Origin of the sequence: Klenkia soli (assembly GCF_900103975.1) — a bacterium.
GTDB classification, from domain to species: Bacteria; Actinomycetota; Actinomycetes; order Mycobacteriales; family Geodermatophilaceae; genus Klenkia; species Klenkia soli.
On sequence record NZ_FNIR01000013.1, the window covers coordinates 1 to 18,602 of the forward strand.

The 18,602-nt window shown below is 74.9% G+C and carries 18 protein-coding genes and 1 rRNA gene; 11 read left to right on the forward strand and 8 right to left on the reverse strand.

Annotation, left to right across the window (positions count from 1 at the left end):
• Positions 1-70, forward strand: a 5S ribosomal RNA gene (gene rrf, locus BLS67_RS25010); the annotation flags it as partial.
• A gap of 67 nt (positions 71-137) precedes the next feature.
• Here the strand turns inward: rrf and BLS67_RS18760 are convergent.
• Together BLS67_RS18760 and BLS67_RS18765 are read right to left on the reverse strand one after the other, a co-directional pair.
• Positions 138-803, reverse strand: coding sequence for a DUF2461 domain-containing protein (locus BLS67_RS18760; RefSeq protein WP_091248165.1), 666 nt, complete (start codon positions 801-803; stop codon positions 138-140).
• Complete coding sequence (locus BLS67_RS18765; protein WP_091248167.1) at positions 800-1,372, reverse strand: GNAT family N-acetyltransferase; 573 nt, start codon at positions 1,370-1,372, stop codon at positions 800-802. The genes BLS67_RS18760 and BLS67_RS18765 overlap by 4 nt, the downstream gene beginning before the upstream one ends.
• Positions 1,373-1,425: 53 nt before the next feature.
• On the opposite strand from BLS67_RS18765, the gene BLS67_RS18770 reads away from it, so the two are divergent.
• Positions 1,426-2,640: a winged helix-turn-helix domain-containing protein gene (locus BLS67_RS18770; protein WP_242654198.1), complete on the forward strand. Its 1,215-nt coding sequence runs from the start codon at positions 1,426-1,428 to the stop codon at positions 2,638-2,640.
• Here the strand turns inward: BLS67_RS18770 and BLS67_RS18775 are convergent, their stop codons facing one another.
• Genes BLS67_RS18775 through BLS67_RS23915 form a run of 3 tightly spaced genes read right to left on the reverse strand, consistent with a single transcriptional unit; the run spans position 2,641 to position 4,100 of the window.
• Positions 2,641-3,435 carry a DUF4097 family beta strand repeat-containing protein gene (locus tag BLS67_RS18775; RefSeq protein WP_165617663.1) on the reverse strand — a complete coding sequence of 265 codons (795 nt, stop codon included), beginning with the start codon at positions 3,433-3,435 and terminating at the stop codon, positions 2,641-2,643.
• Between the two features lie 23 nt (positions 3,436-3,458).
• Complete coding sequence (locus BLS67_RS18780; RefSeq protein WP_091248179.1) at positions 3,459-3,938, reverse strand: toxin-antitoxin system HicB family antitoxin; 480 nt, start codon at positions 3,936-3,938, stop codon at positions 3,459-3,461.
• A 21-nt stretch (positions 3,939-3,959) separates the two neighbouring features.
• On the reverse strand, positions 3,960-4,100 hold the full coding sequence (locus tag BLS67_RS23915) for a hypothetical protein (protein WP_165617664.1): 141 nt from the start codon (positions 4,098-4,100) through the stop codon (positions 3,960-3,962).
• Positions 4,101-4,211: 111 nt separating this feature from the next.
• On the opposite strand from BLS67_RS23915, the gene thyX reads away from it, so the two are divergent.
• On the forward strand, positions 4,212-4,964 hold the full coding sequence (gene thyX / locus BLS67_RS18785) for an FAD-dependent thymidylate synthase (RefSeq protein WP_207500735.1): 753 nt from the start codon (positions 4,212-4,214) through the stop codon (positions 4,962-4,964).
• Position 4,965: 1 nt separating this feature from the next.
• Here the strand turns inward: thyX and BLS67_RS18790 are convergent, their stop codons facing one another.
• The gene (locus BLS67_RS18790) at positions 4,966-5,493 is read right to left on the reverse strand and encodes a hypothetical protein (RefSeq protein WP_091248188.1); all 528 of its coding nucleotides are present in this window, start codon (positions 5,491-5,493) and stop codon (positions 4,966-4,968) included.
• Between the two features lie 75 nt (positions 5,494-5,568).
• Here BLS67_RS18790 and dapA point away from each other — a divergent pair, with 75 nt between their 5' ends.
• Positions 5,569-6,465, forward strand: coding sequence for a 4-hydroxy-tetrahydrodipicolinate synthase (gene dapA / locus BLS67_RS18795; protein WP_091248565.1), 897 nt, complete (start codon positions 5,569-5,571; stop codon positions 6,463-6,465).
• A complete protein-coding gene (locus BLS67_RS18800; protein ID WP_091248191.1) occupies positions 6,462-8,141 on the forward strand; it encodes a ribonuclease J in 1,680 nt (559 codons plus the stop codon). Before dapA ends, BLS67_RS18800 begins: the two co-directional genes overlap by 4 nt.
• A 117-nt stretch (positions 8,142-8,258) precedes the next feature.
• On the opposite strand, the gene BLS67_RS18805 is transcribed toward BLS67_RS18800, so the two are convergent.
• Positions 8,259-10,199, reverse strand: coding sequence for an alpha/beta hydrolase family protein (locus BLS67_RS18805; RefSeq protein WP_091248194.1), 1,941 nt, complete (start codon positions 10,197-10,199; stop codon positions 8,259-8,261).
• An 82-nt stretch (positions 10,200-10,281) separates the two neighbouring features.
• Here BLS67_RS18805 and BLS67_RS18810 point away from each other — a divergent pair, with 82 nt between their 5' ends.
• From BLS67_RS18810 to BLS67_RS18825, 4 genes are all read left to right on the forward strand, one after another.
• Complete coding sequence (locus BLS67_RS18810) at positions 10,282-12,861, forward strand: DNA translocase FtsK (protein WP_091248196.1); 2,580 nt, start codon at positions 10,282-10,284, stop codon at positions 12,859-12,861.
• A gap of 23 nt (positions 12,862-12,884) precedes the next feature.
• A complete protein-coding gene (rimO, locus tag BLS67_RS18815) occupies positions 12,885-14,324 on the forward strand; it encodes a 30S ribosomal protein S12 methylthiotransferase RimO (protein WP_242654199.1) in 1,440 nt (479 codons plus the stop codon).
• Positions 14,321-14,998: a CDP-diacylglycerol--glycerol-3-phosphate 3-phosphatidyltransferase gene (gene pgsA, locus BLS67_RS18820; protein WP_091248203.1), complete on the forward strand. Its 678-nt coding sequence runs from the start codon at positions 14,321-14,323 to the stop codon at positions 14,996-14,998. The genes rimO and pgsA overlap by 4 nt, the downstream gene beginning before the upstream one ends.
• A 136-nt stretch (positions 14,999-15,134) precedes the next feature.
• Positions 15,135-15,488 (forward strand): helix-turn-helix domain-containing protein, encoded by a 354-nt coding sequence (locus BLS67_RS18825; RefSeq protein ID WP_091248207.1) that lies wholly within the window; start codon positions 15,135-15,137, stop codon positions 15,486-15,488.
• Here BLS67_RS18825 and BLS67_RS18830 read toward each other — a convergent pair.
• Positions 15,485-16,480 carry a glycoside hydrolase family 6 protein gene (locus BLS67_RS18830; protein WP_165617665.1) on the reverse strand — a complete coding sequence of 332 codons (996 nt, stop codon included), beginning with the start codon at positions 16,478-16,480 and terminating at the stop codon, positions 15,485-15,487. The two genes, BLS67_RS18825 and BLS67_RS18830, sit on opposite strands and share 4 nt — an antisense overlap.
• 175 nt (positions 16,481-16,655) lie before the next feature.
• Between BLS67_RS18830 and BLS67_RS18835 the strand changes: the two genes are divergently transcribed.
• Positions 16,656-17,321: a TetR family transcriptional regulator gene (locus BLS67_RS18835; RefSeq protein ID WP_242654200.1), complete on the forward strand. Its 666-nt coding sequence runs from the start codon at positions 16,656-16,658 to the stop codon at positions 17,319-17,321.
• A gap of 22 nt (positions 17,322-17,343) precedes the next feature.
• Complete coding sequence (locus BLS67_RS18840; protein ID WP_091248213.1) at positions 17,344-18,585, forward strand: DUF4032 domain-containing protein; 1,242 nt, start codon at positions 17,344-17,346, stop codon at positions 18,583-18,585.
• Positions 18,586-18,602: the final 17 nt, after the last annotated feature.

Sequence of the window (18,602 nt, forward strand, 5' to 3'; positions counted from 1 at the left end):
GGAAGCTAAGCCTCTCAGCGCCGATGGTACTGCCCGGGGGACCGGGTGGGAGAGTAGGACGCCGCCGGACACCATTCCCGAAACGGGCCACAGCATCTGCTGTGGCCCGTTTCGTGCATCCCGGGTCATTATCCGCGTCAGCGGCGGCGATCGGGTGGGGCAGTGGTGGCGCCGACGTTGTCGGCGAGCCAGTCGTTCAGGGGCTTCAGGGCCCGCCAGGTCTTCCGCACGCGGTCGACGACCTCACGGCTGTCCAACCAGTCCTCCGGCGTCCAGTGCCGGCCGCCGTGGATGCTCTTGTGACGCAGCAGCTCGATCCTCGGGTGATCCGGGTCGTAGCCCCGCGGGGCGCGCTTGAGCTGCTCGCCGTCGACCGAGAGTCCGGCGCGGCGGATCTTCGCGACGAGCTGCTCCAGCTGTCCGCCGGGCAGGTCGCCGTCGACGGCGCGGCGGTAGCGCTCGACCTGGTCGGGCTGCATGCGCCAGCTGCCGCCCCGCGCGGCCAGACCGTCCGCGGAGACCTCGACGTACCAGGCGCCCGGGCCCGCGCCCTCGGGGTGCAGCACGGCACCCTGGTGGGTCTTGTAGGGGGTCTTGTCCTTGCTGAAGCGGACGTCCCGGTAGGGGCGGAACAGCTTGTGCGCGCCGAACTCGGCCGTCAGCTCCTCGACCAGGGCCAGCATCGGCGCCCGGACGTGCTCGTCGTAGGCCGCCTTGTGCTGGGTCCAGTAGGACTTGCTGTTGTCGGCCTCGAGGCCCTCGTAGAAGACCAGACCCTCGTCGGGGAACCCGGTGAAGCTCATGCCAGCCCTTCGTCGTCGACCAGCAGGGCGTGCCACCGCTGCTCGTGGATGGTGGTGGCACCGGCGTCCAGCGACCGGGTCCACCCGTCAGCTGCCCATCCGGCCGACTCGAGGAAACCCGCGGTGACGTGGTCGGCGTCGGGCACCCACGTCTGCAGCCGGCGCACCCCGGTGGGGACCAGGACGTCGACGGCGGCGGCCAGCAGCCGGCTGCCGTGCCCGCGCCGGCCCCACCGCGGTTCGACGAGCAGTGCGTGGACCTCGCTGGTCGGGCCGTCGGCCGAGGGGGTCTCGCCGGGCGGCAGCTCCGCCGGGCCGTGCACCAGGTAGCCGACGACCACCCCGTTCTCGGTGGCGACCAGCACCCCGTGGCTCGGGGTCGGCGGGTTCTGGACCGAGTCGGCCCACCGGGCGGTCACGGCGGCGTCGTCCCACTCGTCGAGGACGACGGCCGGCAGCAGGTCGCGGTAGGCGGTGCGCCAGGTGACCCGCTGCACCCGAGCGATCTCCGGTGCGTCCGGCGGCGTGGCCGGTCGGACGGAGTAGTCGGCGCGTCCGGTGAGCTGCACCCCCGCACCCTAGGCGGCGCGGCATGTCGTACCGGCGGGGCAGGATCGGGCCCGTGCACCAGCTGCCCCCCGTCGAACGGCTCCCCGCCCCGCTGGCCCGGCGCATCGCGCTGGCCGCCCAGGGGCTGGTCGACGAGCGCCCGACGACCCAGCCGGGCACCCGTCAGCTCGGCGCGCTGGTCGACCGGCTGGCCGTCGTCCAGATCGACTCGGTGAACGTGCTGTCCCGGTCGCACTACCTCCCCGCCTTCAGCCGGCTGGGCGGTTACCGGCGCGAGCTGTTGGACCGGCTGCACCACCCGCGGCACGACGTGTTCGAGTACTGGGCGCACGAGGCGTCCTACCTCCCGGTGCGGCTGCAGCCCTACGTCCGCTGGCGCATGGCGGCCGCCGAGCAGCACGCGTGGGGTTCGATGCTCCGGGTGCAGCGGGAACGTCCCGAGTACGTCGCCGAGCTGCTCGCGCGGGTCACCGAGGGTGGGCCGCTCCGGGCCGGCGAACTGGGGGAGCAGCGACCGAGCACCCCCGGGCAGATGTGGAACTGGCACCCCGGCAAGGCGGCGCTGGAGTACCTGTTCTACGTGGGGGCGCTGACCGCGCGGTCCCGCACGGCGGGCTTCGAGCGGGTCTACGACCTGACCGAGCGGGTGCTGCCGGCCGACGTCCTCGCCGTCCCCACGCCGCCGCGGGCCGACGCCGTCCGCGAACTCGTGCGCACCGCGTCCCGGGCGCTCGGCGTGGCCACCGAGACCGACCTGCGCGACTACTTCCGGCTGCCCGTGGCCGACGCCCGCACCGCGGTGGCCGAGCTCGCCGAGGCCGGTGAGCTGCTCCCCGTCGAGGTGCACGGGTGGGGGCGACCGGCCTGGTTGGACCCCGCTGCACGCCGGTCGCGGTGGGCGCGGGCCCGGGCGCTGCTGTCGCCCTTCGACTCGCTGGTCTGGGAGCGGCCCCGCATCGAGCGGCTGTTCGGCTTCCGCTACCGGCTGGAGATCTACACCCCGGCGGCCCAGCGGGTGCACGGCTACTACGTGCTGCCCTTCCTGCTCGGCGACCAGCTCGTGGCCCGGGTGGACCTCAAGGCCGACCGGGCCGTCGGCGTCCTGCGGGTGCAGGCCGCCCACGTCGAGGCGCACCACCCCGACCCGGTCCCGGTCGCCGCCGAGCTCGCCGCCGAGCTGCGGCTCATGGCCGACTGGCTCGAGCTGGAGCGGGTCGAGGTGCAGCCCCGCGGTGACCTCGCCGGTCAGCTGGCGCGGGCGGTGTGATCAGCCCGCGCGGCGCAGGCGGAGGTCGCCGGACACCGAGCGCATCCGCACCACGAGGGCCGCGGCGTCGCCGGTGTCGTCGTCCCCGCTGAGCTGCGAGTCCAGCCGCCCGCTGATGCTCTGCAGGTCCAACCACAGCCGCAGCCCGGGCGCGACGGCGACGGTGGCGTCGCCCGAGACCGTGCGCAGGGCGACCTCGCCGCTGGTCGCCCGACCGACCGTCACGTCGGCGGAGGCGGTGGAGGCGTCGACGTCCCCGCCGACGGTGCCCAGGCGGACCTCGCCGGAGGCGGTCGACACCGTGACCGAGCCCGCGACGTCGTCCAGGCGCACGTCGCCCGAGGCCGAGCGGACGACGACGTCTCCGCGCACGACCGCGGCGTGGACGTCGCCGCTGGCCGCACGCACCTGCAGGCCGGTGCAGGACTCCACCCGCACATCGGCGCTGGCGCCGGTGACCTCCACCGCGGCCAGCGGTCCACGCAGCGTGCAGTCCGCCGACGCCACCGTCGCGGTGACCGGGCAGCCGGCCGGCACCCGGACCGCGACGGCGAACCGTGGGCTGGACAGCAGCCGTGCCGTCGGGACGGCGACCACCAGGCGGGCGGGCGCCGGCAGGAGCTCGACCGCCACCTGGTCGAGCAGCCGCTCGGCGGAGCCGTTGAGCGGGTCGACGTCGACGGTGATGTCGGTCAGCCCGTCGACGGCGGTCACGGTGATCGTGCCGGCGGGGTTGCGGACCTCGACGGCGGGGACGGCGCCGTCGGCGCGGAAGGACTCTCGACGGATCGGCACGGGGGGCTCCTGGTGAGGGGGGCTCAGCTGCGGGCGAAGCCGGTGAACCGGCGGCCCGGGCCCGAGCGCTGGGTGGTGGAGGTGGGGGACTGCAGGCCGCCCGCGACGGCGCGCACCAGCCAGGTGTTCAGGGAGACGCCGGCCTCGGCGGCGGCGGCCTCGGCGCGGCCCTTGAGCGACTCCGGCAGCCGCAGGCTGATCCGGGCGACCGAGCCGTCGTCGTCCCCCGCGGGGGCCTCCGGTGCCGCTGCGGCGGCGGGGGCCTCCTGGGTGACGACGACCTCGGGGTCGCGGCCGCGGATCAGCACGTCGACGGAGGCGCCGTCCAGGGCCGCGGTGACCTCGGCGGCCATCGCGGCCAGGGCATCGGTGACCGCGAGGCGGACGGCGGGTTCCAGGGTGTCGGCGAGCAGCCGGGCGGTCGCCTGGGTCTGCTCGGTGCCGGCCGCGGCCGTGGTGCGCAGGTGGGCGCCGAGCGCGTCGACGTACTGGCTGAGGTCCATGGGGCGATCCTCGCGGACCCGTCAGCGGACCCGGAGGACGCCGAGCCCGCGGTTGCGGCGCCAGGGGGAGAGGAGCCGCGCGACGTCGCGGTCGTGGGAGCGGTCGGGACGGCGTCGGCCGAGCTGGCTGCGCAGCTCCTCGACGTAGGGGTCGTGGGTCATGGCGTCAGCATGGCACCGCCATGACGTCATTGCAATGCCATGACGACGTCGTGGGTCGCTGCAGCCACTGCACCGGGGCGATCGGCGTCCTCCGCCGTAGGGTCGGCTGCCGTGCCCGACATCGCGCCGCCGACGGTCCAGGTCGTCGCCCAGACCCAGTTCACCCCGCCGCCCGACGTGCCGTGGGAGACCGACGCCGACGGCGGTCAGGCGCTGGCCGAGTTCGCCGGGCGGGCCTGCTACCAGTCCTGGGGCAAGCCCAACCCGCAGACGGCCACCAACGCCGGCTACCTGCGGCACATCCTCGAGGTGGGGCACCTGTCGGTCCTCGAGCACGGCAGCGTGTCGATGTACCTCACCGGCGTCTCCCGGTCGCTGACCCACGAGCTGGTCCGCCACCGGCACTTCTCGTTCAGCCAGCTGTCCCAGCGCTACGTCCCCGAGGGCGACGCCGCGTTCGTCGAGCCCGCCGCGATCGCCGAGGACCCGCAGCTGCACCAGCTGTTCGCCGACGCCGTCGAGCGCTCGCGGCAGGCCTACGAGGAGCTGCTGGCCGGTCTGGAGACCCGCTTCGCCGACGTCCCCAACGCCACCCTGCGCCGCAAGCAGGCCCGGCAAGCCGCCCGGGCGGTGCTGCCCAACGCCACCGAGACCCGCATCGTGGTCACCGGCAACTACCGGACGTGGCGGCACTTCGTGGCCATGCGGGCCAGCGAGCACGCCGACGTCGAGATCCGCGACCTCGCCGTGCGCTGCCTGCGCGAGCTGCAGCGGGTGGCCGGCAACGTGTTCGACGACTTCCGGATCAGCACGCTGGCCGACGGGTCGGAGGTGGCGGCCAGCCCCCTGGTGGGGGAGGGATGAGTCAGGCGGTCGGGGTCGCCGTGCCGGCCGCTGCCCACAGCCGCTCGACCGCGGCCACCACGGCCGGCAGCGCCGCGGTCGCGTCGACCTCGGCGTCCACCTCGCGGACCGCCGCGTTCTCGGCGTGCAGCGCCTCGAGCTCCGGTCCGGTCAGGGGGCTGGCGGCCGCCCGGGCGCGGACGACCTCCAGCGGCGCCCGCAGTGCCACCACGAAGGGCGCCGCGGTCGACGTCCGGTAGACCTCGCCGACCTGGCCGCGCACCACGTCGCAGAGCACCACCTCGACCCCGGCCGCGGTGAAGGAGGCGGCCAGCAACCCGGCCTGCACGGCGGCCAACCGGTGGAGGTCCTCCCCGGCGCCGGGCCGCCACGGCTGCACCGCGCCCGACCGCACCAGCCCGCGCACGTCGGCGACGTCCACCGCGGCGCACAGCTCCCGGGCGGCGACCAGCGCGCCGGCGACCGAGGTCAGGCCGACCGACGGGGGGCCCGAGAGCAGCAGGGGACGGCGGAGGGGGAGCGGCGGCATGGTCGCCCATCCTGCCGGGAGGGACGGCGCCCTGCTCGACAGCGCCGCCCGACCGCGCTGGGTAGCGTGACGGGCATGCCAGACCCCGCGCGCCCCTTCGGCCGTGTGCTCACGGCCATGGTCACCCCGTTCACCGAGGACGGGTCGGTCGACCTCGCCGGGGCGCAGGAGCTCGCCGCCCACCTCGTCGACCGGGGGGCGCACGACGGCCTCGTCGTCAACGGCACGACGGGGGAGTCGCCGACGGTCTCCGACGCCGAGCAGACCACCCTGCTGGAGGCCGTGCTCGACGCCGTGGGCGACCGTGCGGTCGTCGTGGCGGGGGCCGGCACCAACGACACCGGGCACTCCATCGACAAGGCGCGGGCCGCCGAGCGGGTCGGGGCGCACGGCCTGCTGGTCGTGACGCCGTACTACAACCGGCCGACCCAGCGCGGCCTGCTGGCGCACTTCGGGGCCGTGGCCGACGCCACCGACCTGCCGGTGATGCTCTACGACATCCCGCCGCGGTCGCAGGTGCCGATCGCCGTCGACACGCTCGTCCGGCTGGCCGAGCACCCGCGGATCGTGGCGGTCAAGGACGCCAAGGGGAACCTCAACGACGTCTCCTGGACCCTCGCCCGCACCGACCTGGCCTACTACAGCGGCGACGACGTCCTGAACCTCGCGCTGCTGGCCGTGGGCGCCGTCGGCGTGGTGAGCGTGGTCGGCCACGTGGTGGGTCCGCGGCTGGCCGAGTTGGTGGCCGCGGTCGAGGCCGGCGACCTGGTGCGTGCCCGTGCGGTGAACGACTCGTTGCTGCCGGTGTACGCCGGGATCATGGGCGGGGGCCAGGGCGCGATGATGGTCAAGGCCGCGCTGCACGCGCTGGGGCTGCCGGCCGGCCCGACCCGGCCCCCGCTGGTCGACGCCACGCCCGAGGAGGTCACCCAGCTGCGGCGGGACCTCGTCGCCGGGGGGATCCCGCTGTGACCGCGCCGCGGGTCGCCCCGCCGCCGCTGGCCGAGGGAGGTCTGCGGGTGCTCGCGCTGGGCGGGCTGGGCGAGATCGGCCGCAACATGGCCGTGCTGGAGTTCGCCGGGCGGTTGCTGGTGATCGACTGCGGCGTGCTGTTCCCCGAGGCCGAGCAGCCCGGCGTGGACCTGATCCTGCCCGACTTCTCCGTCGTCGAGGACCGGCTGGACGACGTCGAGGCCGTCGTCCTCACGCACGGGCACGAGGACCACATCGGCGCCGTGCCCTACCTGCTGCGGCTGCGACCGGACATCCCCCTCGTGGGCTCGCGGTTCACCCTGGCGCTCGTGGCGGCCAAGCTGCGCGAGCACCGGATCGTGCCGCAGCTGGTCGAGGTCGCGGCCGGTGACCACCACCGGGCCGGGCCCTTCGACACCGAGTACGTCTGCGTCAACCACTCGATCCCCGACGCGCTCGCCGTCGCCGTGCACACCCCGGCCGGCACGCTGGTGCACACCGGGGACTTCAAGATGGACCAGCTGCCGCTGGACGGGAAGCTCACCGACCTGGGCGCCTTCGCCCGGCTCGGCGCGGCCGGCATCGACCTGCTGCTCAGCGACTCCACGAACGCCGAGGTGCCCGGGTTCGTCACCAGCGAGCGCTCGATCGGGCCGGTGCTGGACACCGTGTTCGCCGGTGCGCGGCAGCGGCTGGTGGTGTCGAGCTTCGCCAGCCACGTGCACCGCATCCAGCAGGTGCTCGACTGCGCTGCCCGGCACGGCCGCCGGGTGGCGCTGGTCGGGCGCTCGATGGTCCGCAACATGGGGGTCGCCCAGGAGCTGGGTCTGCTGCACGTGCCCGCGGGGCTGCTGGTGCCCGTCGACGAGGCCACCGCGCTGCCGCCGCACCAGGTCGTGCTGGTCAGCACCGGCTCGCAGGGTGAACCGCTCAGCGCCCTGGGGCGCATGGCGGCCGGCACCCACGCCCAGGTCACCATCCAGCCCGGCGACACCGTGGTGCTGGCCAGCTCGCTGGTGCCGGGCAACGAGACCGCCGTCTACAAGGTGATCAACGGGCTGGCCCGGCTGGGCGCGACCGTGGTGCACAAGGAGACCGCCCGCGTGCACGTCTCCGGGCACGCCCCGGCCGGGGAGCTGCGCCTGCTGCTGCAGGTCGCGAAGCCGGCGCACCTGCTGCCGGTGCACGGCGAGTGGCGGCACCTGCGTGCCCACGCGGCGATCGCCGCCGAGGTCGGCCTGCGGCCCGAGCAGGTGCTGCTCGCCGAGGACGGCGTCGTGGTCGACCTGGTCGACGGCGTCGCGTCGGTCGTGGGCGCGGTGCCGGTCGGCAACGTCTACGTGGACGGGCTGGCCGTCGGCGACGTGGGGGAGGAGTCGCTGCAGGCCCGCCGGATCCTCGGCGACGAGGGGTTCGTGGCGCTGACCGTCGTCGTCGAGCCGGGCACCGGGACCGTGGTGGCCCCGGTGCACCTGTCCTCGCGCGGCTTCTCCGACGACCCCGCCGTGTTCGCCCCGGTGCTCGAGCTGGTCGAGGAGGCGCTGCGGCGGACCCTGGCCGACGGCCCGGTCGACAGCCACCGGCTGGCCCAGGTGGTGCGCCGCACGGTGGGCACCTGGGTGTCCCAGACCCACCGCCGCCGCCCCATGATCATCCCGACGGTCCTGGAGGTCTGAGCACACTGTCGCGCTCCGCGCTCCAACCGCGGCCACGTAGTCGCTCGCTCTGCGACGAGCGCGTCCGTGCATCCGCGGCGGGAGGACTCCGTCCCCCGCGCCGCAGATGCACCGTGCCTACGGGCGGACCACCTCGATGGGCGTGATGCCTTCGGCATCGGGCAACCCGAACCCCAGCATCTGGGCGTAGAAGGACAGCTCGCCGTCCAGCGCGGCGCGGATGTTCTCGGCGCGCCGGAAGCCGTGCTGCTCGCCGGGGAACAGCAGGTAGGCGTGCGGCACGCCCTTCTCGCGCAGGGCGGCGACCATCATCTCGGCCTGCTCGGGCGGCACCACCCGGTCCTCCGAGCCCTGGAAGACCGCCAACGGGGTGGCCAGGGCGTCGACGTGGTGGATGGGGGAGCGCTCGGCGTAGACCGCCTCGCCCGCCGGCCACGGCGCGATGAGCTCGTCGAGGTAGCGGGACTCGAAGGAGTGCGTGTCGGCGGCGAGCGCGGCGAGGTCGGCGACGCCGTAGTGGCTGGCCCCGGCGGCGAACACCCCGGGCCGGAAGGTGAGCGCGGCCAGCGTCGTGTACCCACCGGCCGACCCGCCGCGGATCACCGCCCGCGCCGGGTCCACCCGCAGGTGCGCCGGTGCGTCGTCGGAGGACAGGTACCGGACGACGGCCACGACGTCGTCCAGGTCGGCGATGCCCCAGCGGCCCTGCAGCGCGTCGCGGTAGGCCCGGCCGTAGCCGGTCGAGCCGCGGTAGTCGACGTCGGCGACGGCGAACCCGCGGGAGGTCCAGTACTGCACGGCCAGGGTCAGGACCGGGGACGCCGCGGCGGTGGGCCCGCCGTGCACGACGACCACCAGCGGGGGCAGCTCGCCGTCCGGGGCGGTGACGTCGGGGTTGGTGGGCGGGTAGACCAGCGCGTGCGCCTCGGTGATGTCGTCGAGGTCGGTCGTCGGGAAGGCGACGTGCTCGGGCCGCGAGAACCAGGCCTCGTCGACGTCCTGCGGCGCCGGCCGCAGCACCTCGACCTCCCCGCCGGCGACGTCGACCCGGACCACCTCGGCCTTCGAGGTGGGTCCGCCGGCCACGCACACGACCGCGGTGCCGGCGGCGCGCAGCTGGGCGAAGGACCCGTACCGGGTGTCGAGCTCCCGGGGGCCGCCGGGCTCGAGGACGGCGAGCCGGTCGGCGCCGTCGCGGCCGTGGGCCACCACGAGCCGACCGTCGGGCAGCTCGGCGTACCGGCTCGCCCCGAAGACCCACTGCGGGCCGGCCATGTCCGACCCCGGGTCCAGCAGCAGCTCGGGGGAACCGCCGGGGCGCCAGCGGTACAGCGCCCAGACCCCGGTGCGGTCGGCGAAGAACAGCAGGGAGCCGTCCGCCGACCACGAGGGCTGGACGACGGACTCGCCGCCACCGCCGGCCACCACGGTCTCGGCGCCTTCGGCACCCCGCACCACCAGCTGGGCGGCGTCCCAGGGCATGTCCGGGTGCTGCCACTGCAACCAGCACAGCGACCCGTCGGGGCCCAGGCGCGGGTCGGAGACGAAGTCCGGTCCGCCCACCAGCACCTCGACCGCGCCGTCGGGGGCCACGGCGACCACCTCGTGCACCACCTCGGCGGCGTCGCCGGAGACCGTGTGGGTCTCCCGCACGCACAGCACCTGACCACCCGGGGTCACCGACAGGTCGGCGTAGCGCACACCCGCCGTGATCTCCGGGGCCGTGGTCAGCGGCTCCGGGTCGGCGCCGGGGACCACCCGGTACAGGCGCTGGTCGGCGAAGTCGGTGAAGAACACCGCGCCGCCGCCCACCGTCCACGCGCCGCCGCCGTACTCGTGCACCCGGGTGCGGGCGTTCCACGGCGCGGGGAGCAGGTCGGTGGTCGTGCCGTCGGGCGCCCGGCGCACCAGCACGGTCCGGCCGCCCTCGGACGCCCGGGACTCGGCCCACCAGACGACGTCGCCGTCGACGACGACCTCGCCCAGCCGGGCCGCCGCCGCGACGACGAGCTCGGAGGTGATCGGGGTGGGCCAGGAACCGAACGGCAGCGTCTCCATGCCCTGTGACGCTAGTGCGGTGGTGCAGACACGCACTCCCGCCTGCCACACGGGCACCACGCACGCGATTACCGTCGGCGACATGCCTGCGCGCTCGTCCACCTCGAACCGACGGCCGGCGGCCGGCGGGTCGTCGCGCAGCCGGCCGGCCACCACGTCGGCCCGCACCCCCGCCAAGAAGAAGGCGCCCGCCAAGCGGGCGCCGGCCAAGCGCGGCACCACCACCGCGGCCCGCCGTCCGGCGGCGAAGCGGCGCTCGGTCGGGGCCGGGCTGTGGTCGGCGGCCAGCGGCACCTGGTCGCTGCTGGCCCGCGGCGCGGGTGGGCTGGCCCGCTCGGTCGCCCGCCCCGACGAGACCGAGCCCCTGGCCCCCGAGCACCGCCGCGACGGCGTCGGCCTCGCCGTCCTCGGGCTGGCGATCGTCCTGGGGGTCACCGCCTACGTCGGCGACGTCGGGCCGGTCGGCTCGGGCATCGTCGGCGCCTTCCGCTGGGCCTTCGGTGCGCTGACCTACCTGCTGCCCGTCGTCCTGCTGCTGGCCGCGCTGCGCCTGCTGCGGCACGGGCCGCGCCCCGAGGCCCGCGGTCGGCTGATCATCGGCTGGATCTGCATCGTGCTCCCGGTGCTGGGGATCGCCCACCTGGTCACCGGCTCGCCCACCGGCACCGACCGGGACGCCGGCGGCGGGACCGTCGGCTGGGCGATCGGCAACCCGGTCGGCGCCGGCGTGGGCACCGCCGTCGGCGTGGCGCTGTTCCTGCTCGTGGTGTTCTTCGGCGTCCTGGTCGTCACCGCGACCCCCGTGCACCAGGTGCCCGAGCGGCTGCGCGGGTTCCTCGACCGCATCACCGGCCGCGGCGACGACGAGTACGACGACGAGGAGTACGACGACGCCGAGGACGACGAGTTCGTCCCCGACCTCGGCCACGACGCCGACCCGCCGCAGCCGCGCAGCACCCGCCGCAGCCGCGCCCAGGCGGCCATGGAGGCGCTCCAGTCCGCCGCCGACACCACCGGCACCGGGGTCATCGACCTCGGGGACGTCGAGGGCGCCGGCGACGCGGTGGCGGTGGAACCCACCGCGTCGAGCGCGCTGCGCCGCCCGGTCGAGGACCGCACCCGGCGCGTCGAGCCGGAACTGCCGCCGATCACCGAGCCCGAGCAGATGGTCATCCAGCCCGTCGAGGGCGACTACGTCCTGCCGTCGCTGAACTCGCTGCGCCCCGGTGACCCGCCCAAGGCCCGCTCGAAGTCCAACGACATCGCCATCGAGGCGATCACCGGCGTGCTCGAGCAGTTCAACGTCGACGCCGCCGTCACCGGGTTCACCCGCGGCCCGACGGTGACCCGCTACGAGGTCGAGCTGGGCCCGGCGGTCAAGGTCGAGAAGATCACCGCGCTGACCCGCAACCTGGCCTACGCCGTCGCCAACGACAACATCCGCATCCTGGCGCCGATCCCCGGCAAGTCCGCCGTCGGCATCGAGGTGCCCAACCTCGACCGCGAGAAGGTCAGCCTCGGCGACGTCCTCCGGTCGGGTGCGGCCAAGCAGGACCCCCACCCGATGCTCGTCGGCCTGGGCAAGGACATCGAGGGCGGCTTCGTCTGCGCCAACCTGGCGAAGATGCCGCACCTGCTGGTCGCCGGTGCCACCGGTGCGGGCAAGTCCTCGTGCGTGAACTCGCTGCTCACGTCGCTGCTGCTGCGGGCCACCCCGGACCAGCTGCGCATGATCCTCATCGACCCCAAGATGGTGGAGCTCACGCCCTACGACGGCATCCCGCACCTGATCACGCCGATCATCACCGACCCCAAGAAGGCCGCCACCGCGCTGGCCTGGCTGGTCGAGGAGATGGAGCAGCGCTACCAGGACATGCGCGCCACCGGGGTGCGGCACGTCGACGACTTCAACCGCAAGGTCGAGCGCGGCGAGGTCGTGGCCCCGCCCGGCAGCGAGCGCGTCTACCGCCACTACCCCTACATCCTGGCGATCGTCGACGAGCTGGCCGACCTGATGATGGTCGCCGCCCGCGACGTCGAGGAGTCGATCGTCCGCATCACGCAGAAGGCGCGTGCGGCCGGGATCCACCTGGTGCTGGCCACCCAGCGGCCCTCGGTCGACGTGGTCACCGGGCTGATCAAGGCCAACGTGCCCTCCCGGCTGGCCTTCTCGACCTCCAGCCTCACCGACAGCCGGGTCATCCTCGACCAGCCCGGCGCGGAGAAGCTGATCGGCATGGGCGACGCCCTCTTCCTGCCGATCGGCGCGGGCAAGCCGCTGCGCGTGCAGGGCGCCTACGTCTCGGACGCCGAAATCGAGGCGGTCGTCGAGTTCACCAAGCGGCAGGCCGAGCCCGAGTACCGGGAAGAGGTCTTCACCGCCGCGGCCGGTGAGAAGAAGGAGATCGACGAGGACATCGGCGGTGACCTGGACCTGCTCGTCCAGGCCGTCGAGCTGGTCGTGACCAGCCAGTTCGGGTCGACGTCGATGCTGCAGCGCAAGCTGCGGGTCGGGTTCGCCAAGGCCGGCCGGCTCATGGACCTCATGGAGAGCCGCGGGATCGTGGGTCCCTCCGAGGGCTCGAAGGCCCGCGACGTCCTGCTCAAGCCCGACGAGCTCGACGCCACCCTCTTCCTCCTCCGCGGCGGCGGCGAGGCCTGACAGCGGGCGCCTAAGCTGGCGTGGTGACCGCTGTACCCGCACTTCCCCTCACCGACCTCCCCTCCGGCGCCACCAAGGTGGCGATGGTGACGCTGGGCTGCGCCCGGAACGAGGTCGACTCCGAGGAGCTCGCGGGTCGGCTGGCCGCCGACGGCTACGAGCTGGTGGCCGACGCCGCCGACGCCGACGCCGTGCTGGTCAACACCTGCGGGTTCATCGAGACGGCGAAGAAGGACTCCGTCGACGCCATCCTCGAGGCCGGCGACGGCGGCGCGCAGGTCATCGCCGTGGGCTGCATGGCCGAGCGGTACGGCAGCGAACTGGCCACCGCGCTGCCCGAGGCCACCGTGCTGGGGTTCGACGACTACGGCGCGATCGGCGACCGCCTCGACGACGTCCTCGCCGGGCGTCCCCTGGTCCCGCACACCCCGCGCGACCGGCGCACCCTGCTGCCGATCAGCCCGGCCGACCGCACCCGTGCCGCCGTCGCGCCGAGCGCGCCGGCCATCCCCGGGCACGGCTGGCTCAAGCGCACCCGGCTCACCACCGGGCCGGTCGCCTCGCTCAAGCTCGCCTCGGGCTGCGACCGGCGGTGCGCGTTCTGCGCCATCCCCTCCTTCCGCGGGGCGTTCGTCTCCCGCCCGGTCGAGGAGGTGCTCGGCGAGGCGGTCTGGCTGGCCGGCCAGGGCGTGACCGAGCTGGTGCTGGTCAGCGAGAACTCCACCTCCTACGGCAAGGACCTCGGCGACCTCCGCACGCTGGAGAAGCTGCTGCCGCAGCTGGCCGGCATCGCGGGCCTGGCCCGCATCCGGGTCGCCTACCTGCAGCCGGCCGAGCTGCGGCCCGGGCTGCTCGAGGTGATCGCCTCGACCCCGGGCGTCGCGCCGTACTTCGACCTCTCCTTCCAGCACAGCTCGCCGACCCTGCTGCGCCGCATGCGCCGGTTCGGCGGCACCGAGGACTTCCTCGGCCTCGTCGAGCGGGCCCGCGCGCTGGCCCCGGAGGCCGGGTTCCGCACCAACGTGATCCTCGGTTTCCCCGGCGAGACCGAGGCCGACGTCGCCGAGCTCGAGCGCTTCCTCACCGCCGCCCGGCTCGATGCGGTCGGCGTGTTCGGCTACTCCGACGAGGACGGCACCGAGGCCGCCCGCCTCGACGGCCACCTGCCCCAGCACGAGGTCGACGCCCGCGTCGCCCGCGTCACCGACCTGGTCGAGGAGCTCACCGCCCAGCGGGCCGAGGAACGCGTCGGGTCCACCGTCCAGGTGCTGCTGACCGAGCTGCAGGCCGACGGCACCTGGGCCGGGCACGCCGAGCACCAGGACCCCGACGCCGACGGCACGACCGCGGTGGCCGACGTCCCCGCCGGCGCCGTCCCCGGCCAGGTGGTGGCCGCCCGGGTGACCGGCACCGAGGGCATCGACCTGGTCGCGTCCTGCCTGGTCGGTGCCGGGGTCGTATGAGCAGCACCCTGCCCGACCCGGCTGCCACCCCGCCCCAGTCGGTGCGGTTGGTGAACCTCCCCAACGCGCTCACCGTGCTCCGGCTGGCGGTGGTGCCGCTGTTCGCGTGGCTGCTGCTGGCCGACGGCGGCATGGACGACGGCCGGCGCTGGTGGGCCACGCTGTTCTTCGCCGGGGCGATCATCACCGACCGGTACGACGGCATGATCGCCCGGCGCACCAACCAGGTCACCGAGTTCGGCAAGATGGCCGACCCGATCGCCGACAAGGCGCTCACCGGGTCCGCGCTGATCGGGCTCTCCGCCCTGGGGCTCCTGGCTTGGTGGGTGACCCTCGCGATCCTGGTCCGCGAGCTGGGGGTCACGCTGCTGCGGTTCTGGGTGATCCGGCACGGGGTCATCGCCGCCAGCCGCGGGGGCAAGGCCAAGACCGTCGTCCAGGCCCTGGCGATCGGGCTCTACCTCATGCCCCTCACCGGGGTGCTGGCGTCGGTCCGCTGGTGGTTCATGGGCGTGGCGCTGCTGCTGACCCTCGTCACCGGCATGGACTACGTGGTGCGGGCACTGCGGTTGCGGCGCACCAGCGCGCGGGCCATGCGCAACGCAGCCGCGCGGCGGGCCGCGGCCGACCACGGCACGGACGGCACCGGTCACCGCACCGACACCGCGGCATGAGGGGGAGCGGCACGGGGGGAACGAGCCGGGGTCCGGCAGCGTTCTGCCCAGAGCGGACGCGGCCCGTCCGGCCGGTCGGGAGCGGCCACCGGGCGTACCGTGACGGCACGACCACCGATCGGGACAGGAGACGGCGATGACGCTGCTGCGCACCCAGCTCGGCACCACCCTGCGCGGCCACCGGCTGCAGCAGCGACGGACGCTGCGCGACGTCTCCGGCGCTGCCCGGGTCAGCCTGGGCTACCTCTCCGAGGTCGAGCGGGGCCAGAAGGAGGCCTCCTCGGAGCTGCTGGCCTCGATCTGCGACGCCCTCGACGTCGAGCTGGCCGACCTCCTGGCCCAGGTGAGCGACGAGCTCCGGTCCGGCTCCACGGCCGCCCCGGTCACCCCGCTGGTCCCCACGCCCGTCGAGCAGCCCTCCATCGAGCCCGCCCTCGCCCTCGTCGGCGCGCCCACCCGTCGGCGCGACCCCGTCTCGCTGGCCGCCTAGCCCACCAGGGCGGCGGCCAGCCCGGGGTCGAACTGGCCGGCGACCGTGCCCGGGCCGGTGCCGCAGTCGCCGTCGGACTCACCCGGCGGCTTGATCCACAGCAGGGCGTCCACGTCGGGCCCCAGGCCCGGGTCGGTGGTCGGTGCCTGCCCGAGGCGCTGGTCGGCCGGGTTGCACCAGTCGGTGGTGCCGACGCCGTTGCGGCTGGTGTCCACCACGAGGCCCAGCTGCTGGCCGGTGCGGCCGGCCAGGTCCGCCGCGGCGGCCCGGCCGAACTCCACCGCGGTCGCGGTCGGGGTGTAGCTCGAGACGCCCAGGGCCAGGCCGCGGACGTGCTCCACGCCCACTGCGAGCAACCGGTCCACCAGCGCGGCCGGGTCGATCGACCAGTTGGCGGCCGAGCCGTCGAGGTACACCTCGGCCTGCGGCGCGAGGGCGGCGAGGGTCGCGATGGCCCCGGCGAGCAGCTCCTCGCGGTCGCGGAGGCCGGCGTCGTCCAGGCAACCGGTGTGCACCAGGGCATCGGGTTCGAGGACGACGACGGCCTTGCGCGGGCCGATGCTGCGGGCGAAGGCGTCGATCCAGGCCCGGTAGGTCGCCGCATCGGCGGCGCCGCCGGCGGAGAACTGGCCGCAGTCCCGGTCGGGGATGGCGTAGGCCACCAGCACCGGGGTGGCCCCGGCGGCCGCCGCGGCGTCCACCACGTCGGCCACGTCGTCCCGGACCTCGTCCACCGGGCCGGTGAACCACCGGGCGACGGGCTGCTCCGTGAGCGGGGCCAGGGTGGCTGCGCGCGGGTCGTCGGGGTGCTGCTGCACCCAGCGGGCCGCCTGGGCGTCGGGGTTGCCGAACAGCGGCCGCTGCGGGGTGAGTGCGGGGTCGTCGGCGTCGGCGGGTGCCGTCGTCCCCGGCTGGGCGGCGGTCGGCAGCCCCACCCATCCGGCGGCGGCGAGACCGACGAGCAGCACGACGCAGAGGACGGCGCGGCGCACCCGACCTCCCCGCGGTGGTCGGCGGGCGGTCCGCCGAGCCTGCCCACGGTAGAGGCCCGGACGGGGTGGTGGGTGGTTGCGGCGGGCGGGACGACCCGGACGGGTGGGACGACACGAGCACCGCTCTGCGGCCGACGTCCTTGACCCTCGGTGACGGGGATGGGACACAGTGTGTGTGAACCCGCTCCCGCTGCCCGACCGGTACTCGCCGCGCACGATCGAGGACACCGGCACCGTGCTCACCGCTGCGCCCCCGGCCGACGAGACCGGGCGGCACGCCACGGTGGTCCTCGGCGAGCTCCCGCTGCTCCGGCCCCCCGCCGGGACGTCGGCGGTGCACGCCCGGGCCGGGGCCACGCTGGCCCGCACCCGCCGCGGCCTGCTGGCCGGTGCGGCCGTCGCGTTCGCCGAGCACGGGCTCAAGCGGGCCACCATGCAGCACGTCGCCGCGGCGGCCGGGGTCGCCAAGGCCACGCTGTACAACCACTTCCGCACCAAGGACGACGTCGCCGCCGCCCTGGTCGAGGCCGAGCTCGCCCGGTTGGCCGGGCTGGCCGCCGGGCTGCCGCGCGAGCGCGCCCTGCTGGCCCTGGCCGAGGAGGTCGGCGGCCACCCGGTGCTCCGCCGGCTGGCGCAGACCGAGCCCGAGGTGCTGTCCCGCCTGCTGCAGGGCGCCGACGACGGCCGCTGCGCCGCCCGGGTGGCCTCCGCCCTGTTCGTCGACGACGACACCGCGGCCGTGGTGCTGTCCTGGCTGGTCGGCCTCGTGCTGCGCCCGGGCACCGCCGAGCAGCGGGGCCGCCAGGCCGCGACCATGGCCCGGGTGGCCACCGCGGGCTGAGCGGCGCGGTAGCTTCCCGCGCGTGCGCTACCTGTTCCGGCCCCCGGCCGTCGAGGCCGCCGCCCTGCTGCCCCTGCCGTGGGAGCAGCCGCTGGCCGAGTGGGACGAGTCGTTGCTCCTGCACGTGCCCCAGCGGGGCATCTCCCGGCACGTGGTCCGGTTCGTCGCGGCCGAGGGCAGCGTGTTCGCGCTGAAGGAGATCGCCGAGCCGCTCGCGCGGAAGGAGTACGCGCTCCTCGGGGAGTTCGTCGAGGAGGGGCTGCCCTCGGTCTCGGCGCTGGGCATCTGCGTCGACCGGCCCGACGGCCAGGAGGCGATCCTGGTGACCCGCTACCTCGAGTACTCGATGTCCTACCGGCACCTGTTCTCCAGCCCGCGCACCCAGTACTCGACCTCGCAGCTGCTGGACACCATGGTGGTGCTGCTGGTCCGGCTGCACCTGGCGGGCATCTTCTGGGGCGACTGCTCGCTGTCCAACACGCTGTTCCGGCCCGACGCCGACGGCCTGACCGCCTACCTGGTCGACGCCGAGACCGTCGAGCGGCGGCCGGCGCTGAGCGCGGGCATGCGGCGCTACGACGTCGACCTGGCCCGGGAGCGGGTCGGCGCCGAGCTCATGGACCTGCAGTTCGGCGAGCTGCTGTCGGTGGACATCGACCCGATCGCGGTCGCCGAGTCGCTGCCCGGGCGGTACGAGGCGCTGTGGGACGCCGTGACCCGCACCGAGGTCTTCCGGCGCGACGAGCAGCGGTACCGGGTGGCCGAGCGGCTGCAGTGGATCAACGACCTGGGGTTCGACGCCGGCGAGGTCGAGCTGGTGCACACCCCCGAGGGCGTGCGGCTGCACGTGCAGACCCGGGTGTCCGAGCCGGGCCAGCACCGCCGGGAGCTCTTCCGGCTGACTGGGCTGGAGGCGCAGGAGAACCAGGCCCGGCGGATGCTCAACGACCTGCGCAGCTACCGCGCGTGGCTCGAGCAGGAGAGCGGTCGCCCGGTGCCCGAGACCGTCGCCGGGCATCGCTGGATGGCGGAGATCTACGTGCCGGTCACCGAGGCGGTGCCCCGGCACCTGGCCGGGCGGCTGGCGCCGGCGCAGATGTTCCACGAGGTGCTCGAGCACCGCTGGTTCCTCTCCGAGCAGGCCGGCCGGGACGTCGGGACGACGGCCGCGCTGGTCTCCTACCTGGACTCCGAGCTGCCCCGCACACCGGTCGAGATGACCACCCCCGCGGTGCTCGCCGCGGGGGAGGAGACGCGCTCCTGAGCGGCTCGAGATAACGG

Bases quoted from the DNA above. Each gene is read 5' to 3' on its own strand.
- BLS67_RS18760 (WP_091248165.1), bottom strand. From the start codon at position 803: ATGAGCTTCACCGGGTTCCCCGACGAGGGTCTGGTCTTCTACGAGGGC.
- BLS67_RS18780 (WP_091248179.1), bottom strand. From the start codon at position 3,938: ATGGACCTCAGCCAGTACGTCGACGCGCTCGGCGCCCACCTGCGCACC.
- BLS67_RS23915 (WP_165617664.1), bottom strand. From the start codon at position 4,100: ATGACCCACGACCCCTACGTCGAGGAGCTGCGCAGCCAGCTCGGCCGA.
- BLS67_RS18790 (WP_091248188.1), bottom strand. From the start codon at position 5,493: ATGCCGCCGCTCCCCCTCCGCCGTCCCCTGCTGCTCTCGGGCCCCCCG.
- dapA (WP_091248565.1), top strand. From the start codon at position 5,569: ATGCCAGACCCCGCGCGCCCCTTCGGCCGTGTGCTCACGGCCATGGTC.
- BLS67_RS18805 (WP_091248194.1), bottom strand. From the start codon at position 10,199: ATGGAGACGCTGCCGTTCGGTTCCTGGCCCACCCCGATCACCTCCGAG.
- BLS67_RS18810 (WP_091248196.1), top strand. From the start codon at position 10,282: ATGCCTGCGCGCTCGTCCACCTCGAACCGACGGCCGGCGGCCGGCGGG.
- pgsA (WP_091248203.1), top strand. From the start codon at position 14,321: ATGAGCAGCACCCTGCCCGACCCGGCTGCCACCCCGCCCCAGTCGGTG.
- BLS67_RS18825 (WP_091248207.1), top strand. From the start codon at position 15,135: ATGACGCTGCTGCGCACCCAGCTCGGCACCACCCTGCGCGGCCACCGG.